This window comes from Phycicoccus ginsengisoli (assembly GCF_054779295.1).
Genome location: NZ_BAAGYN010000014.1, coordinates 1 through 19,413, shown reverse-complemented (window position 1 = coordinate 19,413; position 19,413 = coordinate 1). Strand labels below are relative to the sequence as shown.

The following is a 19,413-nucleotide window of genomic DNA, read 5'->3' as shown; positions in this document are numbered from 1 at the left end:
GCCTGTGGCGTCAGCTGCCGACGCGGTAGCGCACGAAGGACGACACGGACGCGCCGGCCTCCTCGAGCACCTTGGCGACGGTCTTCTTGGCGTCCTTGGCGAACGCCTGCTCGAGCAGGACGTTCTCCTTGAAGAAGCCGTTGACGCGGCCCTCGACGATCTTCGGGAGGGCGGCCTCGGGCTTGCCCTCCTCCTTCGCGGTGGCCTCGGCGACGCGACGCTCGTTCTCGACCGTCTCGGCGTCGACCTCGTCGCGGGTCAGCACGGTGGGGCTGAACGCGGCGATGTGCATCGCGACGTCGCGGACGACGGCCTCGTCACCGTCGCCACCGACCAGGACGCCGATCTGCGCGGGCAGGTCGGGGCTGGTCTTGTGCAGGTAGGACACGACGACCGGGGCCTCGACGCGGGCGACCCGCTTGACCTCGATCTTCTCGCCGATGGTGGCGTTGGCGCCGTCGAGCAGGTCCTGGACGGTCGAGCCGTCCTCCAGGCTGCTCTTGAGCAGGGCGTCGGCGTCGGCCGCGCCGGAGGCGACGGCCTGGGCGAGGACCTGGTCGGCGAGGGCGATGAACTTCTCGCCCTTGGCGACGAAGTCGGTCTCGCAGAGGACCTCGACGAGGGTGCCCGTGCCACCGGAGGCCTGGGCAGCGACCAGGCCGTTGGAGGTGGTGCGGCCCTCGCGCTTGGTGACGCCCTTGAGGCCCTTCACGCGCAGGATCTCGGTGGCCTTGGCACGGTCGCCGTCGGCCTCGTCGAGCGCCTTCTTGACGTCGAGCATGCCGGCGCCGGTGGACTCGCGCAGGGCCTTGATGTCAGCGGCGGTGTAGTTCGCCATGGATGTGTCTCAGCTCTTCTCTGTCAGGAGTGCGGACGGTGGACGGAGCCGGCTCAGGCGTTCGCGTCGGCGTCGGCCGGGGGGGCCTCCGCTGCAGCGGCCTCGGCGACGGGAGCCTCGGTCGCCGGCGCCTCGGCGGCAGCCTCGGTCGCGGGCGCCTCGGGGGCGGCCTCGGTCGCAGGTGCCTCGGCAGCAGCATCCGGCGCGTCGGCCGCGGCGGTCTCGCCGGCCTCGGGGGCGACCGTCTCGGCGGTCTGTGCGGCGTCGCCACCGAGCAGCTCGCGCTCCCACTCGGCCAGAGGCTCGTCGCCACCGACGTTGCCGTCGCCCTCGGCCGCGGCGGACTTGCCACCCTGGCTGCGGGAGATGAGGCCGTCGGCGACGGCGTCGGCGATCACGCGGGTCAGCAGGGTGACCGAGCGGATGGCGTCGTCGTTGCCGGGGATCTTGTAGTCGACCTCGTCGGGGTCGCAGTTGGTGTCGAGGATCGCGATGACCGGCAGGCCGAGCTTGCGGGCCTCGTCGACGGCCAGGTGCTCCTTCTTGGTGTCCACGATCCACACGGCCGAGGGGACCTTGGCCATGTCGCGGATGCCGCCGAGGGTCTTCTCGAGCTTGTCCTTCTCCCGCTTGAGGATGAGGAGCTCCTTCTTCGTGCGGCCCGAGCCGGCCACGTCGTCGAAGTTGATCTCCTCGAGCTCCTTGAGGCGGGTCAGCCGCTTGGAGATCGTCTGGAAGTTGGTGAGCATGCCACCGAGCCAGCGGTGGTTGACGTACGGCATGCCGACGCGGGTCGCCTGCTCCGCGATCGGCTCCTGCGCCTGCTTCTTGGTGCCGACGAACAGGATCGAGCCACCGTGCGCGACGGTCTCCTTGACGAACTCGTAGGCGTTGTTGATGTACGTCAGCGACTGCTGCAGGTCGATGATGTAGATGCCGTTGCGCTCGGTCATGATGAAGCGCTTCATCTTGGGGTTCCAGCGACGGGTCTGGTGCCCGAAGTGGACGCCGCTCTCGAGGAGCTGGCGCATGGTGACGACGGCCATGCCGTGTTCTCCCTTGTGTCGTTGTCAGTTGCGTCGGCGACCGGAAGGCCGCCTGCCTGGCGCCTGCACGCACCCCGCCGGCATACTCACCGGACTGCCGTGGTGCGCCCCTGATCGGAGGAGACCTCGTCACAAGTGGGAAGACGCGCGAATTCGACCGGCTCACACCGGTCGTGGGTCCATCGTACGGCCTGCCCGCCCCGGGCAGGAAATCGCGTGCCCGGACCACGACTCCCCCACTTGTTGCCACGTGGTGGTCACCGGGACGGCGACCGCGGCGCCGGCTGACCACGAGGTGGCAACAAGTGGGAAAAATGGGGCGAGGGAGGCGGGGTCGCGCGGGTAGGGTCGCGTCCTTGTGACCGCCCTGCCCCGCCTGCTCGACCGCGCCACGGAGTGGGCGGTCCCGGCCCGCATGGGCACCGCGTTCCGCTGGAACCTCGCCTCGTCGTGGGTGGGCCAGCTCGGCGACGGGATCGCCCTGGCCGCCGGCCCCCTGCTGGTCGCCTCCCTCACCCGCGACCCCACGCTCATCGCCGCCGCCGCGATGGTCCAGAACGTGCCCACCCTGCTGTTCGGCCTGTACGCCGGCGCCGTCGCCGACCGGGTCGACCGCCGCCGGCTCGTGCTCGCGGCCAACCTCGTGCGGGTCCTCGTCCTGGCGGTGCTGGTGGTCACCATCGTCACCGGGACCGTGTCGATCGGGCTGCTGCTCGGGACCCTCTTCGCGGTGGGGGTGGCCGAGCTCTTCGCCGACACCGGCTGGCGGGCCGTCCTGCCGATGATCGTGCCGAAGGCCGACCTCGGGATCGGCAACGCCCGGCAGATGTCGGGGTTCCTCGTGGCCAACCAGTTCGTGGGACCGGCCGTCGGGGCGAGCCTGTTCGCGCTCGGGTCGGCCGTCCCGTTCGGCGTGCAGGGAGCGGCCCTGCTCCTGGCCGCCGCGCTGTTCGCCAAGGTCCGGCTGCCCGGCCGGGAGGGCGACGTCGAGCGCCCCGAGCAGCACGTCGGCCACGACATCCTCGACGGCCTGCGGTGGATCGCGGGCAACGCGTCGATCCGCACGCTCACGCTCGTCATCTTCATCTTCAACGTCACCTGGGGCGCCCCGTGGGGGGTGCTCGTCTACTGGGCCCAGGAGCGGCTGCACGTGGGGGCGGTCGGGTTCGGCCTGCTCACGACCTGCAGCGCGATCGGGGGCGTGACCTCCGTGCTGTTCTACGACCGGCTCGAGCGCCGGGTGCCGCTCGCCCGCCTGATGCGGATCTGCCTGTCGCTGGAGGTGCTGACCCACCTGGCGCTGGCGCTGACGACGGTGCCGTGGGTCGCGATGGCCGTCATGGTGGTGTTCGGCGGGTACGCGTTCGTGTGGGGGTCGCTGTCCTCGGCGGTGCGCCAGCGGGCCACCCCGAACGAGCTGCAGGGCCGGGTCGGCAGCGTCTACTGGGTCGGGCTGATCGTCGGCCTGCTCGTGGGCCAGTTCCTCGGCGGGCAGATCGCCCACCGGTTCGGGGCGGCCGCACCGTTCTGGTTCGCCTTCGCCGGCGCCGGCCTCACCCTGCTCGTGGTCTGGCGGCAGCTCGACCACATCGCCCACGCCGAGGCGGCCTAGCTGCCCCGCCCGCAGCTCCACCGCCCGGCCTCCCTGTCGACGGCGGCCTGGACCTCGGGGGCGAGGTGCCCGGCATACCGGCGCTGGAGCTCGGGGATGCGCCAGTCCTCGCCGGTGACCATCTGGCGGCACCGGTAGGTCTCGCAGTGGCACCGCACGAGCATGCCGGGGTCCGTGGTGGTCGTCGCGTAGTCGACGGTGAGCTCCTCCCCCGCCGCGACGTCGCGGAACGCGACGAGGACGCCCCCTGACCAGGCGAGGGTGGGGTCGCAGGAGTGGTTGAGCAGCGCGGCCTCTGCCTCGACGGCGGCGCCCGCCGCCAACGGCGCCGTGGCGAACAGGCCGCGGCCGGCGATGTCGGAGGTACGACGCTCGACGGGCATGGGGCGAGCGTACGGTTCCGGGACCGCTCGAAGGTCAGGACCGCTCGAGGGTCACAACCGCTCGGAGGTCAGGACCGCCGAAGGTCGGAGCCGCTCGAACAGCTCGACGTACTGCACGAGGTGCCGGTCGCCGAGGAAGAGGTCGCGCACGCGCTCACGCGCCCCGGTGCCCAGTCGGCGGCCGTACTCCTCGTCGACGAGCAGGTCCCGCACGGCAGCCGCGAAGGCGTCGAGGTCCGTCGGGTCGCGGACGAGCAGGCCGCTGCGCCCGTGCACGACCTGGTCGTTGATCCCGCCGACGGCCGAGGCCACGACCGGTCGCGCCTTCCACATGGGCTCGGTCACGGTGAGCCCGAAACCCTCCACGAGGCTCTTCTGCACGACGACGGCGGCCCGGCGCTGGAGGGCGTTGACGAGGTGCGCGTTCTCGTCGACGTCGTCCATCGGCAGGCAGACGAGGTGCGCCCGGCGCCGCGCCTGGGCGGGCAGACAGGCCCACGCGGCGCGGCACTCGGCGAGCACCTGTGCGCCCTCCGGGTCGTCCCCCACTCCGGTGACGTCAGGACCGGCGAGCACGAGGTGGGTGTCCACCGGCAGGTCCTGGAGGTGGTCGGTGAACGAGCGCAGCACGCCGCCCATGTCCTTGAGGCGGTCCCACCGGCTGACCTGCAGCACGACGCGCGACGCCGCGTCGACCGGACCCGTGTCGAGGGTCAGCTGGCGGTGCGGCCGCACCGTGCCCCAGGAGCCATCGCGGCGACGGAACCGTAGCGAGCCGTGGTCCTTCGGCGCGAGCACCAGGGCCGCCTGGCGCAGGGCCGCGTCGACGTCCGCGGGCGAGAGCTCCTCGTTCTTGGCGGTGAAGGGGTCCAGCGACGGCGGGATCACGGTGAGGCGCTCGGCGGGCACCCAGTCGGGGGCGTACTGCCGACGGGAGAAGACGAGCGCGTGGACGTCCCGGAGGTGGGGACGGAGGAACTCCCAACCGCTGCGGGTCAGGTCGTCCTGCTCGTCCCGACCGATGTGGCAGCGCCAGACGACGCAGGCCGCCCCCGCCTGCCGAGCAGCAGGCACGAGCCCGGCGGTCTGGGGGTCGTGGAGCAGGACGAAGTCGCCCGGGCGCACGAGGGCGCGCAGGCTCTCGGCGTTGGGCGCCAACACATCGCGGTAGTGAGCGGCCTCGGCCGGCCCGAGGGGCCCGCCGTCGCCGGGGCTGCCGTGCAGGACGTTGTGCAGCCGCTTGGTGATGGCGAAGAACTCCGGGTCGCCGTCGAGGACGAGCCACCGTGCATCGACCCCGGCCCCGCGGCTGTAGGCCAGCAGTGCGAGGAGCATCTCCGCGACGCCGCCACCGGTCGCCGTGGCGTTCACGTTCCACAGGGTGTGGCCGGCGAACAGTGACCGGGCGCGCTCGGCCGCCCCCGCAAGCCGTTGTGCCCGCTGGGGGTCGAGCAACGCGCCGAGCCGGTCCAGCGGCACCGGCGCGATCGCCACCTCGCGCACACCTCATGCTGGCACGGCGGGGCCGTGGCGGGAACCGCCAGACGTCCGGCGCGACGGGGACACTCGCGGTTTCAGAGGTGGCGGATAGCCTGCGCAGATGGGTAGCCCACTCGTGGAGCGGATGCAGGGTTTCGGGTCGACCATCTTCGCCGAGATGACGGCGCTGGCGACCGAGCACGGCGCGGTCAACCTCGGCCAGGGCTTCCCCGACACCGACGGCCCGAGGCAGATGCTCGAGGCGGCCAAGGCCGCCATCGACGCGGGCCGCAACCAGTACCCGCCGGGCCCCGGTGTGCCGGAGCTGCTCGACGCCGTGGCGGCCCACCAGGAACGGTTCTACGGCATCGACCTCGACCCGCGGCGCGAGGTGCTCGTCACGGTCGGCGCCACCGAGGCGATCGCGGCGACGATCCTCGCGCTGTGCGAGCCGGGCGACGAGGTGGTGACCTTCGAGCCCTACTACGACTCGTATGCCGCGTCGATCGCCCTGGCGGGTGCCACCCGGCGGACGTCGGTGCTGCGCTTCCCGGACTTCGCGGTGGACGAGAAGTCGCTGCGGGCGGCGTTCTCTGCGCGGACGCGGCTGGTGCTGCTCAACACGCCGCACAACCCGACCGGCAAGGTCTTCAGCCGTGCGGAGCTCGAGCTCGTCTGCGCCCTGGCCCGGGAGCACGACGCCTGGGTCGTCACCGACGAGGTGTACGAGCACCTCGTCTTCGACGGCGTCGAGCATGTCCCGGTCGCGACGCTGCCGGGCATGGCGGACCGGACGCTGACGATCTCGTCGGCGGGGAAGACGTTCTCGGCCACCGGGTGGAAGGTCGGCTGGGTGTCCGGGCCGGCCGAGGCGGTGGCCGCCGTGCGGGCCGTGAAGCAGTTCCTGACGTTCGTGGGGTCGGGGCCGTTCCAGCCCGCCGTCGCGGTGGCGCTGGGCCTCGGCGACGACGTGTATGCCGGGCTGTCGTCCTCGCTGCAGGCCAAGCGCGACCTGCTCGTTGCCGGCTTGCGTGGGGCCGGGCTGGAGGTGTCGGTCCCCGCGGGGACGTACTTCGTGGTGGCCGACGCGGCGCCGCTCGGTGCGGTCGACGCGCTGTGGTTCTGCCGGGAGCTGCCCGCGCGAGCGGGCGTCGTGGGCGTGCCGGTGTCGGTGTTCCACGACGACGTCGCGGCGGCCCGGACGCTCGTGCGGTTCGCCTTCTGCAAGCGCGACGAGGTGCTGCGCGACGCAGTCGCCCGGTTGGGGGCCCTGCGGGCGCCCGCCACCTGACCGTCGTCGCGGCAGCCACGAGGGGGCGCTGACCCGGGACGGGCGACGACGCACCGCCGATGGGCCGCGCTGACCCGGCCCTCCCGTGGTCCACAGGCCTGAGGTGCGGGCACCCCCGTCCACAGGCGGGCAGCCTTCGGTGCCGGCGGGGGCGGCGTCCCGGGACGCTGGTCGCATGATCCGCCTCCCCAGCAGCGTGGCGCCCCTCGCCGCCCTCGTCGTCGTGACGACAGGGTGGCTGCTCACCCCGCTCCCCCTCGCTGACGGTGCAGTCGCCCCCAGGACCGTTGACCTCGCCCCGGCATCCGGCTCCGTGGCAGGCCCCGCGCGGGCGGCCCGGTCGCCGGACACCGCGCAACCGGGGCGGGTCGCCGGCGGGGCGGGCAGGCGTGCCGGGTCGCTCGCCGACGCCGTCGCCCGGCCGGGGTGGCCGGCGTCCGGAACGGCGGTGGGAGCCCTCGAGCGGACCACTCCCGCCGGGGAGGCCGGACGCGTACCGCGGGGGCGCTGGCAGTGGCCGTTGTCGCCGCGGCCGGCCGTGGCCCGCCCGTTCGTCCCACCTCGCTCGACGTGGGGGCCCGGTCACCGAGGTGTGGACCTCGCCGCCGTCGTGGGGCAACCCGTGCGCGCGGTGGCGGACGGAGCCGTCACCCACGTCGGGGTCATCGCCGGACGACCCACGCTGACGGTGACGCACCCCGACGGGCTGCGGTCGACCTACGAGCCGGTGCAAGCGTCGGTCCACCCGGGCGACCGGGTGACAGCAGGGCAGGTGGTCGGCGCCATCGTGGGCCCCGGCTCGCACTGCTCCCCCACGGCCTGTCTGCACCTCGGTGCCCTTCGGGGCGGGAGCTACGTCGACCCGCTGGCCCTGCTCGGCCCGGTCCGGGTGCGCCTGCTGCCCCTGGGGCTGCCGGGGTCCTGAGGGACCGCGTCAGGCACCCGAGGGGTAGGGCCACGGTTCACAGCCCCCGAGCGACAGCGTCTGCTGCACCATGACCGGCGCCCGCTCGCCCTTGCCGGGACAGCCACGGTGCGCGTGGCCGAGGCCGTGGCCGACCTCGTGGTTCACCTGGTACACGCGGTACCGGGCGACGTCGCTGCCGTAGCTGTCGTCGCCGAGTGCCCACCGGCGGAAGTTCAGGACCGAGCGCTCCCCGTTCCAGCACGACACCTGCGACAGGGTCTGCAGGGGCGCGCAGAGCTTGTCGGTCAGGGAGGGGCTCGCGAGCGTGACCCGGATGTCGACCTTCGCTCCGGCGGCTGCCTGGGCGGGGGTGACGTTGACGAACCGGACGCGGTCCACGCCCTGCCAGCCCTTGGGGTCCAGCAGCACCGACTGGACGGTCCGGGCGACCTCCGACTCGGTCACGCCGAGTCCGCCCTCGACCTCGACGGTGTACCGCACCGTCCGGCCCGGGACGTCGTTGGCGACCGCAGGGACCGCCACGACGCTGATCGCGCCGGTGCCCTGCTGCGGGACGGCCGCCGGGTCACCCGGGGTCGTGTCCGAGCCGGAGGACCCGTCCTCGTTGTTCGTGCCGGCCGCCGTCGAGCCCGTCGCGCGTGTCGAGCTCGCCGCCGGCGCCGACCCCGCCGTCTTCGACCCTGCCGTCGCCGACCCTGCAGCCGCCGGGCGGGTGGGCGACGAGAAGGCGGTGGGCTCCTGTGACTGCCCACGGCCGACCAGTCGCACCGTCAGGAGCACGAGCAGCAGGAGCAGGACCGTGCCCGCCAGCGTCCGACGCAGCCGCACCCGGCGACTGGGACCACGGCGTCGTCGCCGGGTCAGGGGGGCAGCGGGCGGTGGTCCGGCCATGACTCGAGCTGCACCCCTTCCCGTGCCGCGGGCCCGCGACGCCCTCCGTCGCGACCACGAGCCATTGTGCTCGGCCCGGCCCCGTCGAGGTCCGACGCCACGCCCACGCCGGACCACCCAGTCGACCCGGGTGCGTGGGTCCGCGGCGTCCGGTCCGGCGTCCGGACGGCGGCGTCCGGGCGGGGGCGTGCGGTCCCGGGCGTCCGGTCGGCGACCGCTGTGGGCCGAGCCCGGCGACCAGGTCAGGCGCGCGGGTGCGCCTGACGGTAGGACTGCTTGAGCCGGTCGACCGAGATGTGGGTGTAGATCTGGGTCGTGGCGAGCGAGGCATGGCCGAGCAGCTCCTGCACGAGACGCAGGTCCGCCCCGCCCTCGAGGAGGTGCGTGGCCGCGCTGTGCCGCAGCCCGTGCGGTCCGAGGTCCGGCGCGTCGGGGACGTGGCGCAGCAGGTCGTGCAGCGCGCTGCGGATCTGCCGCGGGTCGGCGCGCCGCCCTCGGCGCCCGAGCAGCAGCGCCGGGCCGCTCTCCGGGTGCACCACCTGTGGGCGCCCACGCACCAGCCAGGCCTCGACGGCCCGCCGGGCAGGAGCGCCGAAGGGTACGGTCCGCTCCTTGCCACCCTTGCCCAGGACCCGCGCCACCCCACCGCCGAGGTCCAGGTCGTCGATGTCGAGCGCCGTCAGCTCGCCGACCCGGATGCCACTGGCGTAGAGCAGCTCGAGGGCCGCGCGGTCGCGCAGGTGCATGGGGTCCTCGTCGTCGCTGGCGACGGTGGCGACCTCGAGCAGTGCCGTGGCCTGGGCCGGCTTGAGGACCTCGGGCAGCCGCGAGCTGCGGGCGGGGGACGCGAGCCGCAGCGACGGGTCCGCGGGGATCCGTCCGGTGTGGTGGGCCCAGCCGAGGAAGCCGCGCGCCGACGCGGCCCGCCTGGCGACGGTGGAGCGCGCCGCTCCCGACTGGGCCTGCCGGGCCAGCCACGACCGCAGGTCGGCCAGACCCACGTCCGCGAGCCGCACCAGTCCCCGCTCCTCCCCGAGGAACGTCAGAAGGTTCCGGACGTCGCCCAGGTAGGCGCGGATCGTGTGCTCGGACCGGCCCCGCTCGCTGCGCAGGTGCCGTTCCCAGGCCGCCACCGCCGCTGAGCTCGCCTCGTCCACCGGACCACCGTCGCAAAGCCGGGACGTCGGGACAAGGCGCCGCACCGCAGGCACCCGGCGAACAGGTTGCAGCGCCCCGCACGGCTCGACCTTCACGGCTCACGGCTCGACTCTCACGGCTCGATCCTCACGGTGGCGCCCGTCCCTGCTCAGCCGTCACCGGTAGTGCGCTCAGCCGCGCCAGCCGTCGCCGGCGGCGACACCTTGCGCCACCCGCCACGCCGGCGGGTGCACAGCCCCTCGAGCTCCAGGACGCCGAGTGCGGCCAAGGCCTGGCCCGTGCTGAGCCCGGCCCGGGCGGCCAGCGCCTCGACGCCCAGCGCGCCACGGTGCGGCAAGGCGTCGAGCGCCTTGCGGTGGACCGGGTCGAGCAGGTCGGCCGCATCCACCGGCGCCCGCTTCGGCGGGGCAAGCTCCCCGATCCGACCGGCGAGCTCGACGACCTCGGCCACGTCCGTGACCAGCTCGGCGCCCTCACGGACGAGCACGTGGCACCCCGCCGACGCGGCCGACGTCACCGGCCCGGGGACGGCGCCGACCACGCGCCGCGCCTCGCGGGCGTGCCGGGCGGTGTTGCCCGAGCCCGAACGCAGACCGGCCTCCACCACGACCGTCCCGCGGGACAGCGTCGCGATGAGCCGGTTCCGGCTCAGGAACCTCCAGCGCGTGGGTGCGCTGCCGGGTGGCACCTCACTGACGACCGCGCCGTCCTGGGCGATCCGGTCGAGCAGGCCCGTGTGGCCGACCGGGTAGGCACGGTCGATGCCGCCCGCCAGGACGGCGACCGTGACGCCACCGGCGACCAGCGCTCCCTCGTGCGCCGCCGCGTCGATGCCGTAGGCCGCCCCGGACACGACCGCGAACCCACGGTCGGCGAGCCCCGCGCCGAGCTCGCGGGCCACGTGCAGCCCGTAGCCGGTGGCGGCCCGGGCACCGACCAGGGCCACGCTGCGCTCGCCGACCTCGGCGAGGTCGGCAGGGCCCCGGACCCACAGGCACAGCGGCGGCACGAGGTCCTCGACACCCGGGGGCCACTCGTCGTCGCCGGGGACGAGCACGCGCGCACCGAGTGCCGCGAGGATGCGCGGCTCGCGGGACAGGTCGAGGTCGGCCATCCGCGGGTGCAGGCGACGGGCCAGCTCGCTCCCGGGTTCGAGCCCGTGCAGCGCCCCCAGCGCACCGCACGCCGTGACGAGCTGGGCGACGAGGGGGTCCTCGGGCTCCGCGAGCCGCGCCCAGGCGATCCGGGCGAGGCGCTCGTCCCCCACCTGCCGCTGCACCCGCTCGAGGTCCCGACGCACCTGAGTCGCGGAGACGTCAGGCGTCGACGCCGCCTCGCCGGCGCCACGGACGCCTGATGGACCGACGCCTGAGGGACCGGCGCCGTAAGGCCCCACGCCCGGGGGACCCACTCCGGAGGTCGTCCGTCCGGTCATGCCGCCACCGCCCCCTGGCTGCGGAACGTCAGCGCCTGGCCGAGGTCGTCCCGGCTCGGCCGGGCGCGACCGGCGAGGTCGGCCATCGTCCAGCCCACGCGCAGGACGCGGTCGTACCCGCGCAGGGTGAGACCGCCACGGTCCAGGGCACGGTCGAGGTCCACGGTCACCGATCCGGGCAGGCGCCACGGCACGCGGCGCAGCCTGGCGCCCGGCACGTGGCTGTTGAGTCGCCACGGCGTGGTGGCCCATCTCTCCGCCTGGGCCGCGCGAGCCTCCGCGACGCGCTCCGCCACGACGGCACTCGGCTCGCCCCCGCCCGTCACCAGCGACGACCGGGTGACTGCCGGCACCTCCACCTGGAGGTCGACCCGGTCGAGCAGAGGTCCGGACAGCCGCGCCAGGTAGCCGCGCTTGGCCTTCGGCGAGCACGAGCACCCCACCCCCTTGCCGAAGCCGAGCCCGCACGGGCACGGGTTCGCCGCCATCACCAGCTGGAAGCGGGCCGGGAACCGGACGGCCGACCGGGCCCTGGCGACGACGACGTGACCGGACTCCAGGGGCTGGCGCAGCGCCTGCAGCGCACCCACCTTGAACTCCGGCGCCTCGTCGAGGAAGAGCACTCCGTGATGGGCCTGGCTGATCGCCCCGGGGCGGACGACTCCGCTGCCGCCCCCGATCACCGCCGCCTGCGTGGCGCTGTGGTGCGGGGCGACGAACGGCGGCACGCCCGCCAGGTCGAGCTCGGCGGCCGTCACGCCGAGCAGCGACCGCACGGCGAGCACGTCGATGGACTGCTCACGGGTGAGCCTGGGCATGATCGTCACCAGTCGCTCGGCGAGCATGGTCTTGCCCGACCCTGGCGGTCCCAGCAGGAACAGGTGGTGGCCACCCGCCGCCGCGAGCTCGAGGGCGCGTCGCGGTTCCTCCTGCCCCACGACATCCGCGAGGTCGGGGGCCGCGGCACAGCCCACGGGCTCCTCCACGGCCGGGACCGGGACGCCGACGGGCAGGGGGTCCCCGGGCAGGCACGCGGCATACGCCCGCACCAGGTCCGCCAGGTGGTCGACGGCGTGCACCCGCACGTCGGGGACCAGCGCCGCCTCGGCGGCGTTCGCGACGGGCACCACGACGTCCCTGCACCCGGCGCGCGCCGCCGCCAGGACTGCCGGCAGCACCCCCCGGACAGGTCGCACGGCACCGTCGAGGCCGAGCTCGCCGAGGTGCACGACGGGCCGCACCACCTCCGCCGGCACCAGGCCGAGGGCCGCGGCCACGCTGACCGCGATGGGCAGGTCGAACCCGCTGCCGTTCTTGGGGATGGAGGCCGGCGACAGGTTCACCGTGATGCGGTCCTGCTGCAGCGACCGGCCGATGCTGGCCGCGGCGGCCTTGACCCTGCCCGGCGCCTGCGAGCAGGCCGTGTCGGGCAGTCCGCCGAGCATGAACGCGGGCAGCCCGCCGGACAGGTGCGCCTCGACCTCGACGACGGCACCCGCGAGGCCCTCGAGCGTCACCGAGCGGGTCGACCCGAACGTCATGACCCCACCCCCTCGAGGTGTCGCACGACGGCCGGCCCGGAGGCGGGCCGCACGATGCCGATGACGTCGATCCGCACGCGGTCGGCGTGCTCGTCGTGCACCTGCAGCCAGGCCGCCGCCAAGCGGCGCAGCCGCGCGGCCTTGCGCCGGTCGACCGCCTCCACCGGGGCGCCGAACCGCTGCGAGCGCCGCGTCTTCACCTCGCAGAAGACCAGGCAGTCGCCGTCCCGCGCCACGAGGTCGATCTCCCCGTGGGTGCACCGCCAGTTGCGGTCGACGACCGTGAAGCCGCGGTCGCCGAGGTACCGTGCCGCCAGCTGCTCTCCGTACCTGCCCAGAGCCCGTCTCGAGTCGTCCGCACCGTCCGTCATGCGGCCAGCGTCCTGCCCGCGGGGCGCGCCACGACAGGGCGACGTCGGGCCTTGTGGACGACGGCGCCGCGAGCGCCGACCTGTGGACGAAGCGGCTAGAAGCCCTCGCCCTTGGGGAGCTCGAGGTCGGACTTGGCCAGCTCCTCCACGTTGACGTCCTTGAACGTCACGACCCGCACCTGCTTGGCGAACCGGGCCGGCCGGTAGATGTCCCAGACCCAGGCGTCCTGCATGGTGACGTCGAAGTAGACCTCTCCCCCGTCGGACCGCACCTTCACGTCGACCGAGTTGCACAGGTAGAACCGGCGCTCGGTCTCGACCACGTGGCTGAACAGCCCCACGACGTCCCGGTACTCGCGGTAGAGCTGCAGCTCCATCTCGGACTCGTACTTCTCGAGGTCCTCGGCACTCATCTCGCGATCATCTCCGCGCTCGTCTCGGGGGTCGCCCCTGCGGTCGTCCCCACACCGGTCCCAGTGTCGTCCGCCGGCAGTCCCGCCGGTGCCGCACCCTCATTCTCGCCCGCCAGCCCCGGCAGCCGCCACGACCTGCGGTGCAGGTCGGTCGCACCGTGCGCCTCGAGCGCCGCGAGGTGCTCCGGCGCGGCATACCCCTTGTTCTCCTCCCACCCGTATGCCGGGTGCTCGGGGGCGGCGGCCACCATCAGGGCGTCGCGCTCCACCTTGGCCAGCACGGAGGCGGCGGCCACGGAGGAGCACTTGAGGTCGGCCTTGACCATCGTGGTCACGGGTGGGGTGGTCGGTCCCGCCTCGTCGGCGAAGGCGAACAGCCCCACCTCCTGCGGCGCGGTGAGCCAGTCGTGGTTGCCGTCGAGGATCACCAGGTCGGGCACGACGTCCACGGCGGACAGCGCCCGAAGCCCCGCGAGCCGCAGCGCGGCGATGATGCCGATCTCGTCGATCTCGGCCGGCGAGGCGTGGCCGACGGCGTACGCCAGGGCCCACCGCCGGATCCTCGGCACCATGGCGACGCGGGCGGAGGGGGTGAGCAGCTTGGAGTCCTTGACGCCCGTGGGCGCGCTGCGGCAGGTCTCGTCGACGAGGACCACGCCGACCGTGACCGGGCCGGCGAGGGCACCGCGTCCGACCTCGTCCATCCCGGCCAGCACGCGGTGTCCGTCGCGCTGGAGCTGACGCTCGACGCGCAGGCTCGGCTTGCGGCCGACGGCCCTGCCCGGAGCCGCGTCGCGGCGGGTGGGCGCGCCGCGGCGGGTGGGCGCCTCAGCCACCGGACCCACCGTCCACCGTCCCGCCGCCCGTCGTGGGCGCCGGCGTGTCCGTGCCGCCGCCGTCCGTGCCGCCGCCGTCCGTGCCCGTCGCGCCGTCCCCGGGCGTGCTGGCCCCGGGCGTGCTGGCCCCGTCGGACGCGGGGGACGGGACGTCCCGGAAGGTCGAGGAGGGGTTGGAGAGCCACCTGAGGTGGTCCAGCGGCCAGACCAGGGCCACCGCCCGACCCACGATGAGCCGCTCGTCGACCGAGCCGAGGCTGCCGTCGTCCGAGGGGGCGTCGTGGAACCGCGAGTCGGAGGAGCCGGAGCGGTTGTCGCCCATGACCCAGACGCGCCCGCGGGGCACCGTGATGTCGAAGTCCTGGTCGCTCGGGGCGACCCCCGGCTTGAGGTACGGCTCCTTGACCGGCTGGCCGTTGATCGTGATCCGGCCCCCGGCGTCACAGCACTTCACGTGGTCGCCGGGCAGGCCGATGACCCGCTTGATGAGGTGGTTCTCCGCGTCGTCGGGGAGCAGCCCGACGAACATCATGGCGTCGCGGACCACGGTCATGGCCGTGCCGTGCTCCTGCTGCACCGGCGCCTCCACCCAGTCGCCCGGGTCGCCGAAGACGATGATGTCCCCGCGGCGCAGGTCGAAGGGGCCCGGGGTGAGCTTGCTGACGATGACCCGGTCGTTGATGCGGAGGGTGTCCTCCATCGACCCCGAGGGGATGTAGAACGCCTGGAGCAGCCAGGTCTTGACGACGAAGGACAGCACCAGGGCCATGCCGACGACGATGACCAGCTCCTTGACCGCCGCACCGAGGACCGCCAGCCCGCCGGCCGGCGCGTCGGCATCCGCGCCGTCCCCACGCCCGTCGCGCCGGCCCCGGCGCGTCGGTCGGGTGGGCGCGTCGGCGGGGTCGCCCCCGTCGGGGTCCGTGTCCGAGACCCGGACCGGCTGGGTGTGTGCCGCCGGGAGCGTCTCGGTCGCGGGCGTCGCGGGCGCCGCGGGCGCGGGCTGTCGCGGGTTCCAGCGAGGGACCGACGACGAGCCGGCGACGTCGGGCGGGACGGCGGCGTCCCGGACCCCCCGCGAGGACGGCGGCTCGTCGGGGACGGAGGTCTCGGGCGCGAGCCACGGCGAGCCGGCCTGCGGCTCTCCGCCAGCCTGGGCGTCGGCGCGGCTCTCCCGCGCGTCGTGCCGCAGCCACGGCCCGGTGGTCTCGACCGCGTGGTCCTGGGGCAGCTGGTCGGTGGCGTCCCGCCCTGCCGCATCGCGGTCGGCGGTGGCCGGCTCGGTGGAGGGCTCCTCGGGCTCGCGGTCCCAGCCCAGCCAGCCGTCGCCCTGCCCCTGCCCGCCGTCGCGGGCGTTCACCGGGTGCTCCGGCGCGGGATGTCGGCGAGCTGGGGCGGCTCGGGGAACGTCCCGAGCCGCGAGAGCGGCCAGTACGTGGCCACGGCACGACCGATGACGTCGTCGGTGCGGACGGTGCCACCACCGGGGTCACCGAGGTGGGCGCGCGAGTCGGCGCTGTCGCCGCGGTGGTCGCCCATGACCCAGAGGCGCCCGGCCGGGACGGTGACGTCGAAGGTGAGCTCGCTGGGCTTGTCGCCGGGGTAGACGTACGGCTCGGTCACGGACACGCCGTTGACGGTGAGCCGGCCGTCGCTGTCACAGCACACGACGCGGTCCCCCGGCAGTCCCACGACGCGCTTGACGAAGTCCTGCTCCCCCACCTCGACGCCGACGAGCCGCGCCGCGGAGGCGAGGGTGCGCCCGATGGGACCGCTGTCCTGGTGCGGGGTCCGGTCGGCGGCCGCGAAGGTGGTCGTGCCGTCGAAGACCACGACGTCGCCGCGGTGCAGCGCGGTGCCGCCGACGAGCTTGTTGACCAGGATCCGGTCGCCCGGCTCGATGGTCGGCTCCATGGATCCCGACGGGACGTAGAACGACTGGACGAGGAAACCCCGGACCACGACCATCACCAGCAGGGCGATGCCGACGAGCAGCAGCCACGACGGCCCGCGCGCGTGCCGCTCGGTCTCGCGCCCGGACGGCGGCACTGACACCGCCGCCGCGTCAGACGGAGCTGACGCGGCGGCCGGGTCCTGCTGGAGTGGTTCCGGTTCGGGGTTCATCGCCTCCGGAGCCTAACCCCCGACGCTGTGCCCACTGACGGGGGACACGGGGTCGGGAGGGAGTGCGAGATCTCCGCGCCCTACTTGGCGGGCGTGGTCTCGCGCTTCTCCTTGATCTTGGCGGCCTTGCCGCGCAGGTCGCGCAGGTAGTACAGCTTGGCGCGACGGACGTCACCGCGGGTCACGACCTCGATCCGGTCGATGATCGGGGTGTGCAGCGGGAAGGTGCGCTCGACGCCGACGCCGAAGGAGACCTTGCGGACGGTGAAGGTCTCGCCCACGCCGCCACCGTGGCGGCGGATGACGACACCCTTGAAGACCTGGATGCGGGAGCGGGTGCCCTCGACGACCTTCACGTGGACGTTGACGGTGTCACCGGCGCGGAAGGCGGGGACGTCCTCGCGGAGCGAGGGCTTGTCGAGCTCGTCGAAACGCTGCATGGCGGATTCGCTTTCTTCTCGGCGCCACAGGTCGCCCAGGGTGGTCGGTGGTGCGTGGTGGTCGAAGTGCGTCCGGCGGTCGGAGGAGGCCACGTGTCGAGGCTTCGACACTCCCCCTGTGGCAGGGGCCGTGGTTCCGTGGACGCGAGGAGCCATTCTGCCACGGGCCGGGCCCCCGCTCGAAATCGGCGGGGACCCGGCCCGGGCAGCCGGCACGACGACGCGGTTCCCTCAGCGCGCGCCGGCCGCTGGGACGCCCGTCCTTCAGCCGCAGGCGGGGTCGAGCCGGTCCGCCCAGCGGCGCTCGACCGACGCGGCGGCGCGCAGCGTGGCGGCCAGCGACCGGCGCACGGGGCGGGCCGTCGGGACCGGGGCGGGGCGCCAGCCGTCGTCGACGACGGGCGAGCCCGGGAGGGCCGAGGTGGCCTCGAAGGCGCCGTGGCGGATGGTGGTGAGGGCGAGGTGCTCGCTCATGGGGGTCTCCTTCCGGGAGGTGGTGGTCAGGACGTGGCGGGTCCGGTGCTGGACCGCACCACGAGCTCGGTGCCGAGCACGACACGGCGCTCGGTGTAGTCGGGGTCGAGGAGCATGCGGCCGAGCAGCCGCCCCTTCTCGGCGATGGGCTGACGGACCGTGGTGAGGCCGGCCGCCGCGGCGGCGGGCACGTCGTCGAAGCCGGTCAGGGAGACGTCGCGCCCCACGCGCAGGCCCCGCTGGGTGATGGCGGCGGCGGCCCCGAGGGCGAGGACGTCGCTCGCGCACGCGATGGCCGTCGGCCGGTCGCGCCGGTCGAGGAGGAAGGCGGCCGCGGCCTGCCCCGACTCCAGGGCGTTGTGGCCGGCGAAGACGGGGGTGACGCGGACGTCCGGCCCGAGCTCCGCGCGCAGGCCGACGAGCCGGGCGCGGGAGTCGACGAACAGGTCCGGCTCGTCCTCGGGCCGCACGACGCGGGCCTGCCCGACCGGCTGCCGGCCGTCGACCACGACGCCCACCTCGCGGTGGCCGAGGTCGCGCAGGTGCCTGCCCAGCGAGCGGGCGGCCCCGTCCTCGTCGATGAGCACGTACCCCTGGCGGTCGTCGTCGATGTCGATCGTCGAGACGACCGGCAGGCCGCGGTCGTGGGCCACCTGCCGGGCCGGGTGGTCGGCGTCGACGCAGTACGCCACGACGCCGTCCACGACGGCCTGCCGCATGGCCTCCGCCGCCGGCTCGGCCTCCTCGGGCCGCCCCGGGTCGAAGTGCTCCAGCGGGATGAGCAGCAGGCCGGTGCGGTACTGCTCCGCGACCTCCGCGAGGCCGGCCAGCATGCCCACGGAGTAGGGGTCGGAGAACGCGTAGGACAGCTGCTCGGTGAAGAGCAGGCCGATCGCGCCGGCGCGCTGCGAGCGCAGGCTGCGGGCCGCGGGGTTCGGGCCCGGGTACCCCAGCCGCTTGGCCGTCTCGATGACCCGCCCGCGCACCTCGGCGGAGAGCTGGTCGGGGCGGTTGTACGCGTTCGAGACGGTGGACACCGAGACCCCGGCCTGCTCGGCCACCGTCCTGAGGGTCACCCGGCCCATCGCCCCTCCTCTGCATCGTTCTACTAAATCGATCGAGTAAAACGATACAGAAGACCCCGGGGGCGACACAAGTCCCTTCCCCGGGTGGCGGCCCCGGTGTCCGCGCGGGGGCGAGGCCTCCCCCGGCATACGGTGACCCGGTGAGCATCAACCCCGGCTGGCCCGTGGCCCTGGCCCTCGTCCTGCTCCTGGCCCTCACGCTCGCGGCGCACCGCGTGAGCCGCTACGGCCTCGAGCGCCCGGTCGTCGTGGCGGCACTGCGGGCCGTGGCCCAGCTGGCGGTGGCCGCCCTGCTGATCGCCTCGGTCGTGCGCAGCCTGGCGCTGTCGGCCGCCCTGCTCGTGGTGATGTTCGCGATCGGCGTGCTCACCACCACCCGCCGGGTCGGGGCTCCCGGCGCCTGGCCCTGGGCCGCGGCCGCCATGGCCGCAGGGGTGGTCCCGGTGCTGGTGGTGGTGCTCGCGACCGGCACCATCCCGGCCGAGGGTATCGCCGTGATCCCCGTCGGCGGCATCATCGTCGGCAACGCGATGACGGCCCACACCCTGCTGGGCCGGCGGACCTTCGCGGCGCTGGAGGAGGAGCACCCCCAGTACGAGGCCTGCCTGAGCCTGGGCATGCTGCCCAGCCAGGCCATCGAGGAGATCGTGCACCGGCGGGCCCCCGAGGCCCTGCTCCCCGGTCTGGACCAGGTCAAGACGACCGGTGTGGTGACCCTGCCCGGCGCGTTCATCGGCGTCATGCTCGGCGGCGGCTCGCCCGTGCAGGCCGCGACGGCCCAGGTGCTGGTGCTGTTCGGGATCATGGCCGCCCAGACGGTGACCGTGGGCGTGGGCGAGCGGCTCATCGCCGCCCGGAGGCTGCTGTCCCCCGCCCTGGCCGGGCGGCTCGTCGACTGATATGTAGTCGCATCCTGTCAAGTGGGCAGGGGGCGCCGCCGTCTGGGTTGTCGGCGGCGCCTCTGCGTTCACGCGGGTTGGGTGTCCGGGGCGGCGTGTCAGGTCGACGCGCGGTCAGTCTGATATTCGCGGGTTGGGTACCGCAGGGCGGTGTTTCGGCTGGGGCCTT

At 74.3% G+C, this 19,413-nt stretch carries 20 protein-coding genes; 4 read left to right on the top strand and 16 right to left on the bottom strand.

Features of this window, described 5'->3' with window-relative positions; all coding sequences use genetic code 11:
• Positions 1–10: 10 nt before the first annotated feature.
• On the bottom strand, positions 11–838 hold the full coding sequence (tsf, locus tag ACYVDO_RS18530; RefSeq protein ID WP_460938657.1) for a translation elongation factor Ts: 828 nt from the start codon (positions 836–838) through the stop codon (positions 11–13).
• A gap of 53 nt (positions 839–891) precedes the next feature.
• Positions 892–1,884, bottom strand: a complete 993-nt coding sequence (rpsB, locus tag ACYVDO_RS18525) for a 30S ribosomal protein S2 (protein ID WP_460938655.1) — start codon at positions 1,882–1,884, stop codon at positions 892–894.
• A 358-nt stretch (positions 1,885–2,242) separates the two neighbouring features.
• Between rpsB and ACYVDO_RS18520 the strand changes: the two genes are divergently transcribed.
• Entirely contained in the window at positions 2,243–3,496 is a 1,254-nt protein-coding gene (locus ACYVDO_RS18520; RefSeq protein ID WP_460938653.1) for an MFS transporter, read from the top strand.
• Here ACYVDO_RS18520 and ACYVDO_RS18515 read toward each other — a convergent pair.
• Both ACYVDO_RS18515 and ACYVDO_RS18510 read right to left on the bottom strand, forming a co-directional pair.
• Positions 3,493–3,879, bottom strand: coding sequence for an SET domain-containing protein-lysine N-methyltransferase (locus ACYVDO_RS18515; RefSeq protein WP_460938651.1), 387 nt, complete (start codon positions 3,877–3,879; stop codon positions 3,493–3,495). The two genes, ACYVDO_RS18520 and ACYVDO_RS18515, sit on opposite strands and share 4 nt — an antisense overlap.
• Before the next feature lie 51 nt (positions 3,880–3,930).
• Entirely contained in the window at positions 3,931–5,382 is a 1,452-nt protein-coding gene (locus tag ACYVDO_RS18510) for a glycosyltransferase (protein WP_460938649.1), read from the bottom strand.
• Positions 5,383–5,479: 97 nt separating this feature from the next.
• On the opposite strand from ACYVDO_RS18510, the gene ACYVDO_RS18505 reads away from it, so the two are divergent.
• Together ACYVDO_RS18505 and ACYVDO_RS18500 are read left to right on the top strand one after the other, a co-directional pair.
• Positions 5,480–6,649: a pyridoxal phosphate-dependent aminotransferase gene (locus tag ACYVDO_RS18505; protein WP_460938647.1), complete on the top strand. Its 1,170-nt coding sequence runs from the start codon at positions 5,480–5,482 to the stop codon at positions 6,647–6,649.
• Between the two features lie 175 nt (positions 6,650–6,824).
• Positions 6,825–7,574 (top strand): murein hydrolase activator EnvC family protein, encoded by a 750-nt coding sequence (locus ACYVDO_RS18500; RefSeq protein WP_460938645.1) that lies wholly within the window; start codon positions 6,825–6,827, stop codon positions 7,572–7,574.
• 9 nt (positions 7,575–7,583) lie between these two features.
• Here ACYVDO_RS18500 and ACYVDO_RS18495 read toward each other — a convergent pair whose 3' ends face one another.
• The 12 genes from ACYVDO_RS18495 to ACYVDO_RS18440 form a co-directional block, all read right to left on the bottom strand.
• Positions 7,584–8,405 carry a DUF3152 domain-containing protein gene (locus tag ACYVDO_RS18495; RefSeq protein WP_460938643.1) on the bottom strand — a complete coding sequence of 274 codons (822 nt, stop codon included), beginning with the start codon at positions 8,403–8,405 and terminating at the stop codon, positions 7,584–7,586.
• Positions 8,406–8,710: 305 nt separating this feature from the next.
• A complete protein-coding gene (locus tag ACYVDO_RS18490) occupies positions 8,711–9,625 on the bottom strand; it encodes a tyrosine recombinase XerC (protein ID WP_460938641.1) in 915 nt (304 codons plus the stop codon).
• Between the two features lie 149 nt (positions 9,626–9,774).
• On the bottom strand, positions 9,775–10,926 hold the full coding sequence (dprA, locus tag ACYVDO_RS18485) for a DNA-processing protein DprA (RefSeq protein WP_460938639.1): 1,152 nt from the start codon (positions 10,924–10,926) through the stop codon (positions 9,775–9,777).
• Between the two features lie 131 nt (positions 10,927–11,057).
• Positions 11,058–12,602 carry a YifB family Mg chelatase-like AAA ATPase gene (locus ACYVDO_RS18480; protein ID WP_460938637.1) on the bottom strand — a complete coding sequence of 515 codons (1,545 nt, stop codon included), beginning with the start codon at positions 12,600–12,602 and terminating at the stop codon, positions 11,058–11,060.
• A complete protein-coding gene (locus tag ACYVDO_RS18475) occupies positions 12,599–12,973 on the bottom strand; it encodes a YraN family protein (protein ID WP_460938635.1) in 375 nt (124 codons plus the stop codon). The genes ACYVDO_RS18480 and ACYVDO_RS18475 overlap by 4 nt, the downstream gene beginning before the upstream one ends.
• Before the next feature lie 95 nt (positions 12,974–13,068).
• A complete protein-coding gene (locus ACYVDO_RS18470) occupies positions 13,069–13,386 on the bottom strand; it encodes a DUF2469 domain-containing protein (RefSeq protein ID WP_310155408.1) in 318 nt (105 codons plus the stop codon).
• Positions 13,383–14,222: a ribonuclease HII gene (locus tag ACYVDO_RS18465; protein ID WP_460938633.1), complete on the bottom strand. Its 840-nt coding sequence runs from the start codon at positions 14,220–14,222 to the stop codon at positions 13,383–13,385. The genes ACYVDO_RS18470 and ACYVDO_RS18465 overlap by 4 nt, the downstream gene beginning before the upstream one ends.
• Positions 14,215–15,582, bottom strand: coding sequence for a signal peptidase I (gene lepB / locus ACYVDO_RS18460; protein WP_460938630.1), 1,368 nt, complete (start codon positions 15,580–15,582; stop codon positions 14,215–14,217). Before lepB (ACYVDO_RS18460) ends, ACYVDO_RS18465 begins: the two co-directional genes overlap by 8 nt.
• The gene (gene lepB / locus ACYVDO_RS18455) at positions 15,579–16,277 is read right to left on the bottom strand and encodes a signal peptidase I (RefSeq protein WP_460938628.1); all 699 of its coding nucleotides are present in this window, start codon (positions 16,275–16,277) and stop codon (positions 15,579–15,581) included. Before lepB (ACYVDO_RS18455) ends, lepB (ACYVDO_RS18460) begins: the two co-directional genes overlap by 4 nt.
• A gap of 149 nt (positions 16,278–16,426) precedes the next feature.
• A complete protein-coding gene (gene rplS / locus ACYVDO_RS18450) occupies positions 16,427–16,786 on the bottom strand; it encodes a 50S ribosomal protein L19 (RefSeq protein ID WP_460938783.1) in 360 nt (119 codons plus the stop codon).
• A 264-nt stretch (positions 16,787–17,050) separates the two neighbouring features.
• On the bottom strand, positions 17,051–17,260 hold the full coding sequence (locus ACYVDO_RS18445; protein WP_460938626.1) for a hypothetical protein: 210 nt from the start codon (positions 17,258–17,260) through the stop codon (positions 17,051–17,053).
• 26 nt (positions 17,261–17,286) lie between these two features.
• On the bottom strand, positions 17,287–18,345 hold the full coding sequence (locus ACYVDO_RS18440; protein ID WP_460938624.1) for a LacI family DNA-binding transcriptional regulator: 1,059 nt from the start codon (positions 18,343–18,345) through the stop codon (positions 17,287–17,289).
• Between the two features lie 140 nt (positions 18,346–18,485).
• Between ACYVDO_RS18440 and ACYVDO_RS18435 the strand changes: the two genes are divergently transcribed.
• Positions 18,486–19,244: an ABC transporter permease gene (locus ACYVDO_RS18435; protein ID WP_460938622.1), complete on the top strand. Its 759-nt coding sequence runs from the start codon at positions 18,486–18,488 to the stop codon at positions 19,242–19,244.
• The last annotated feature ends 169 nt before the right edge of the window (positions 19,245–19,413 follow it).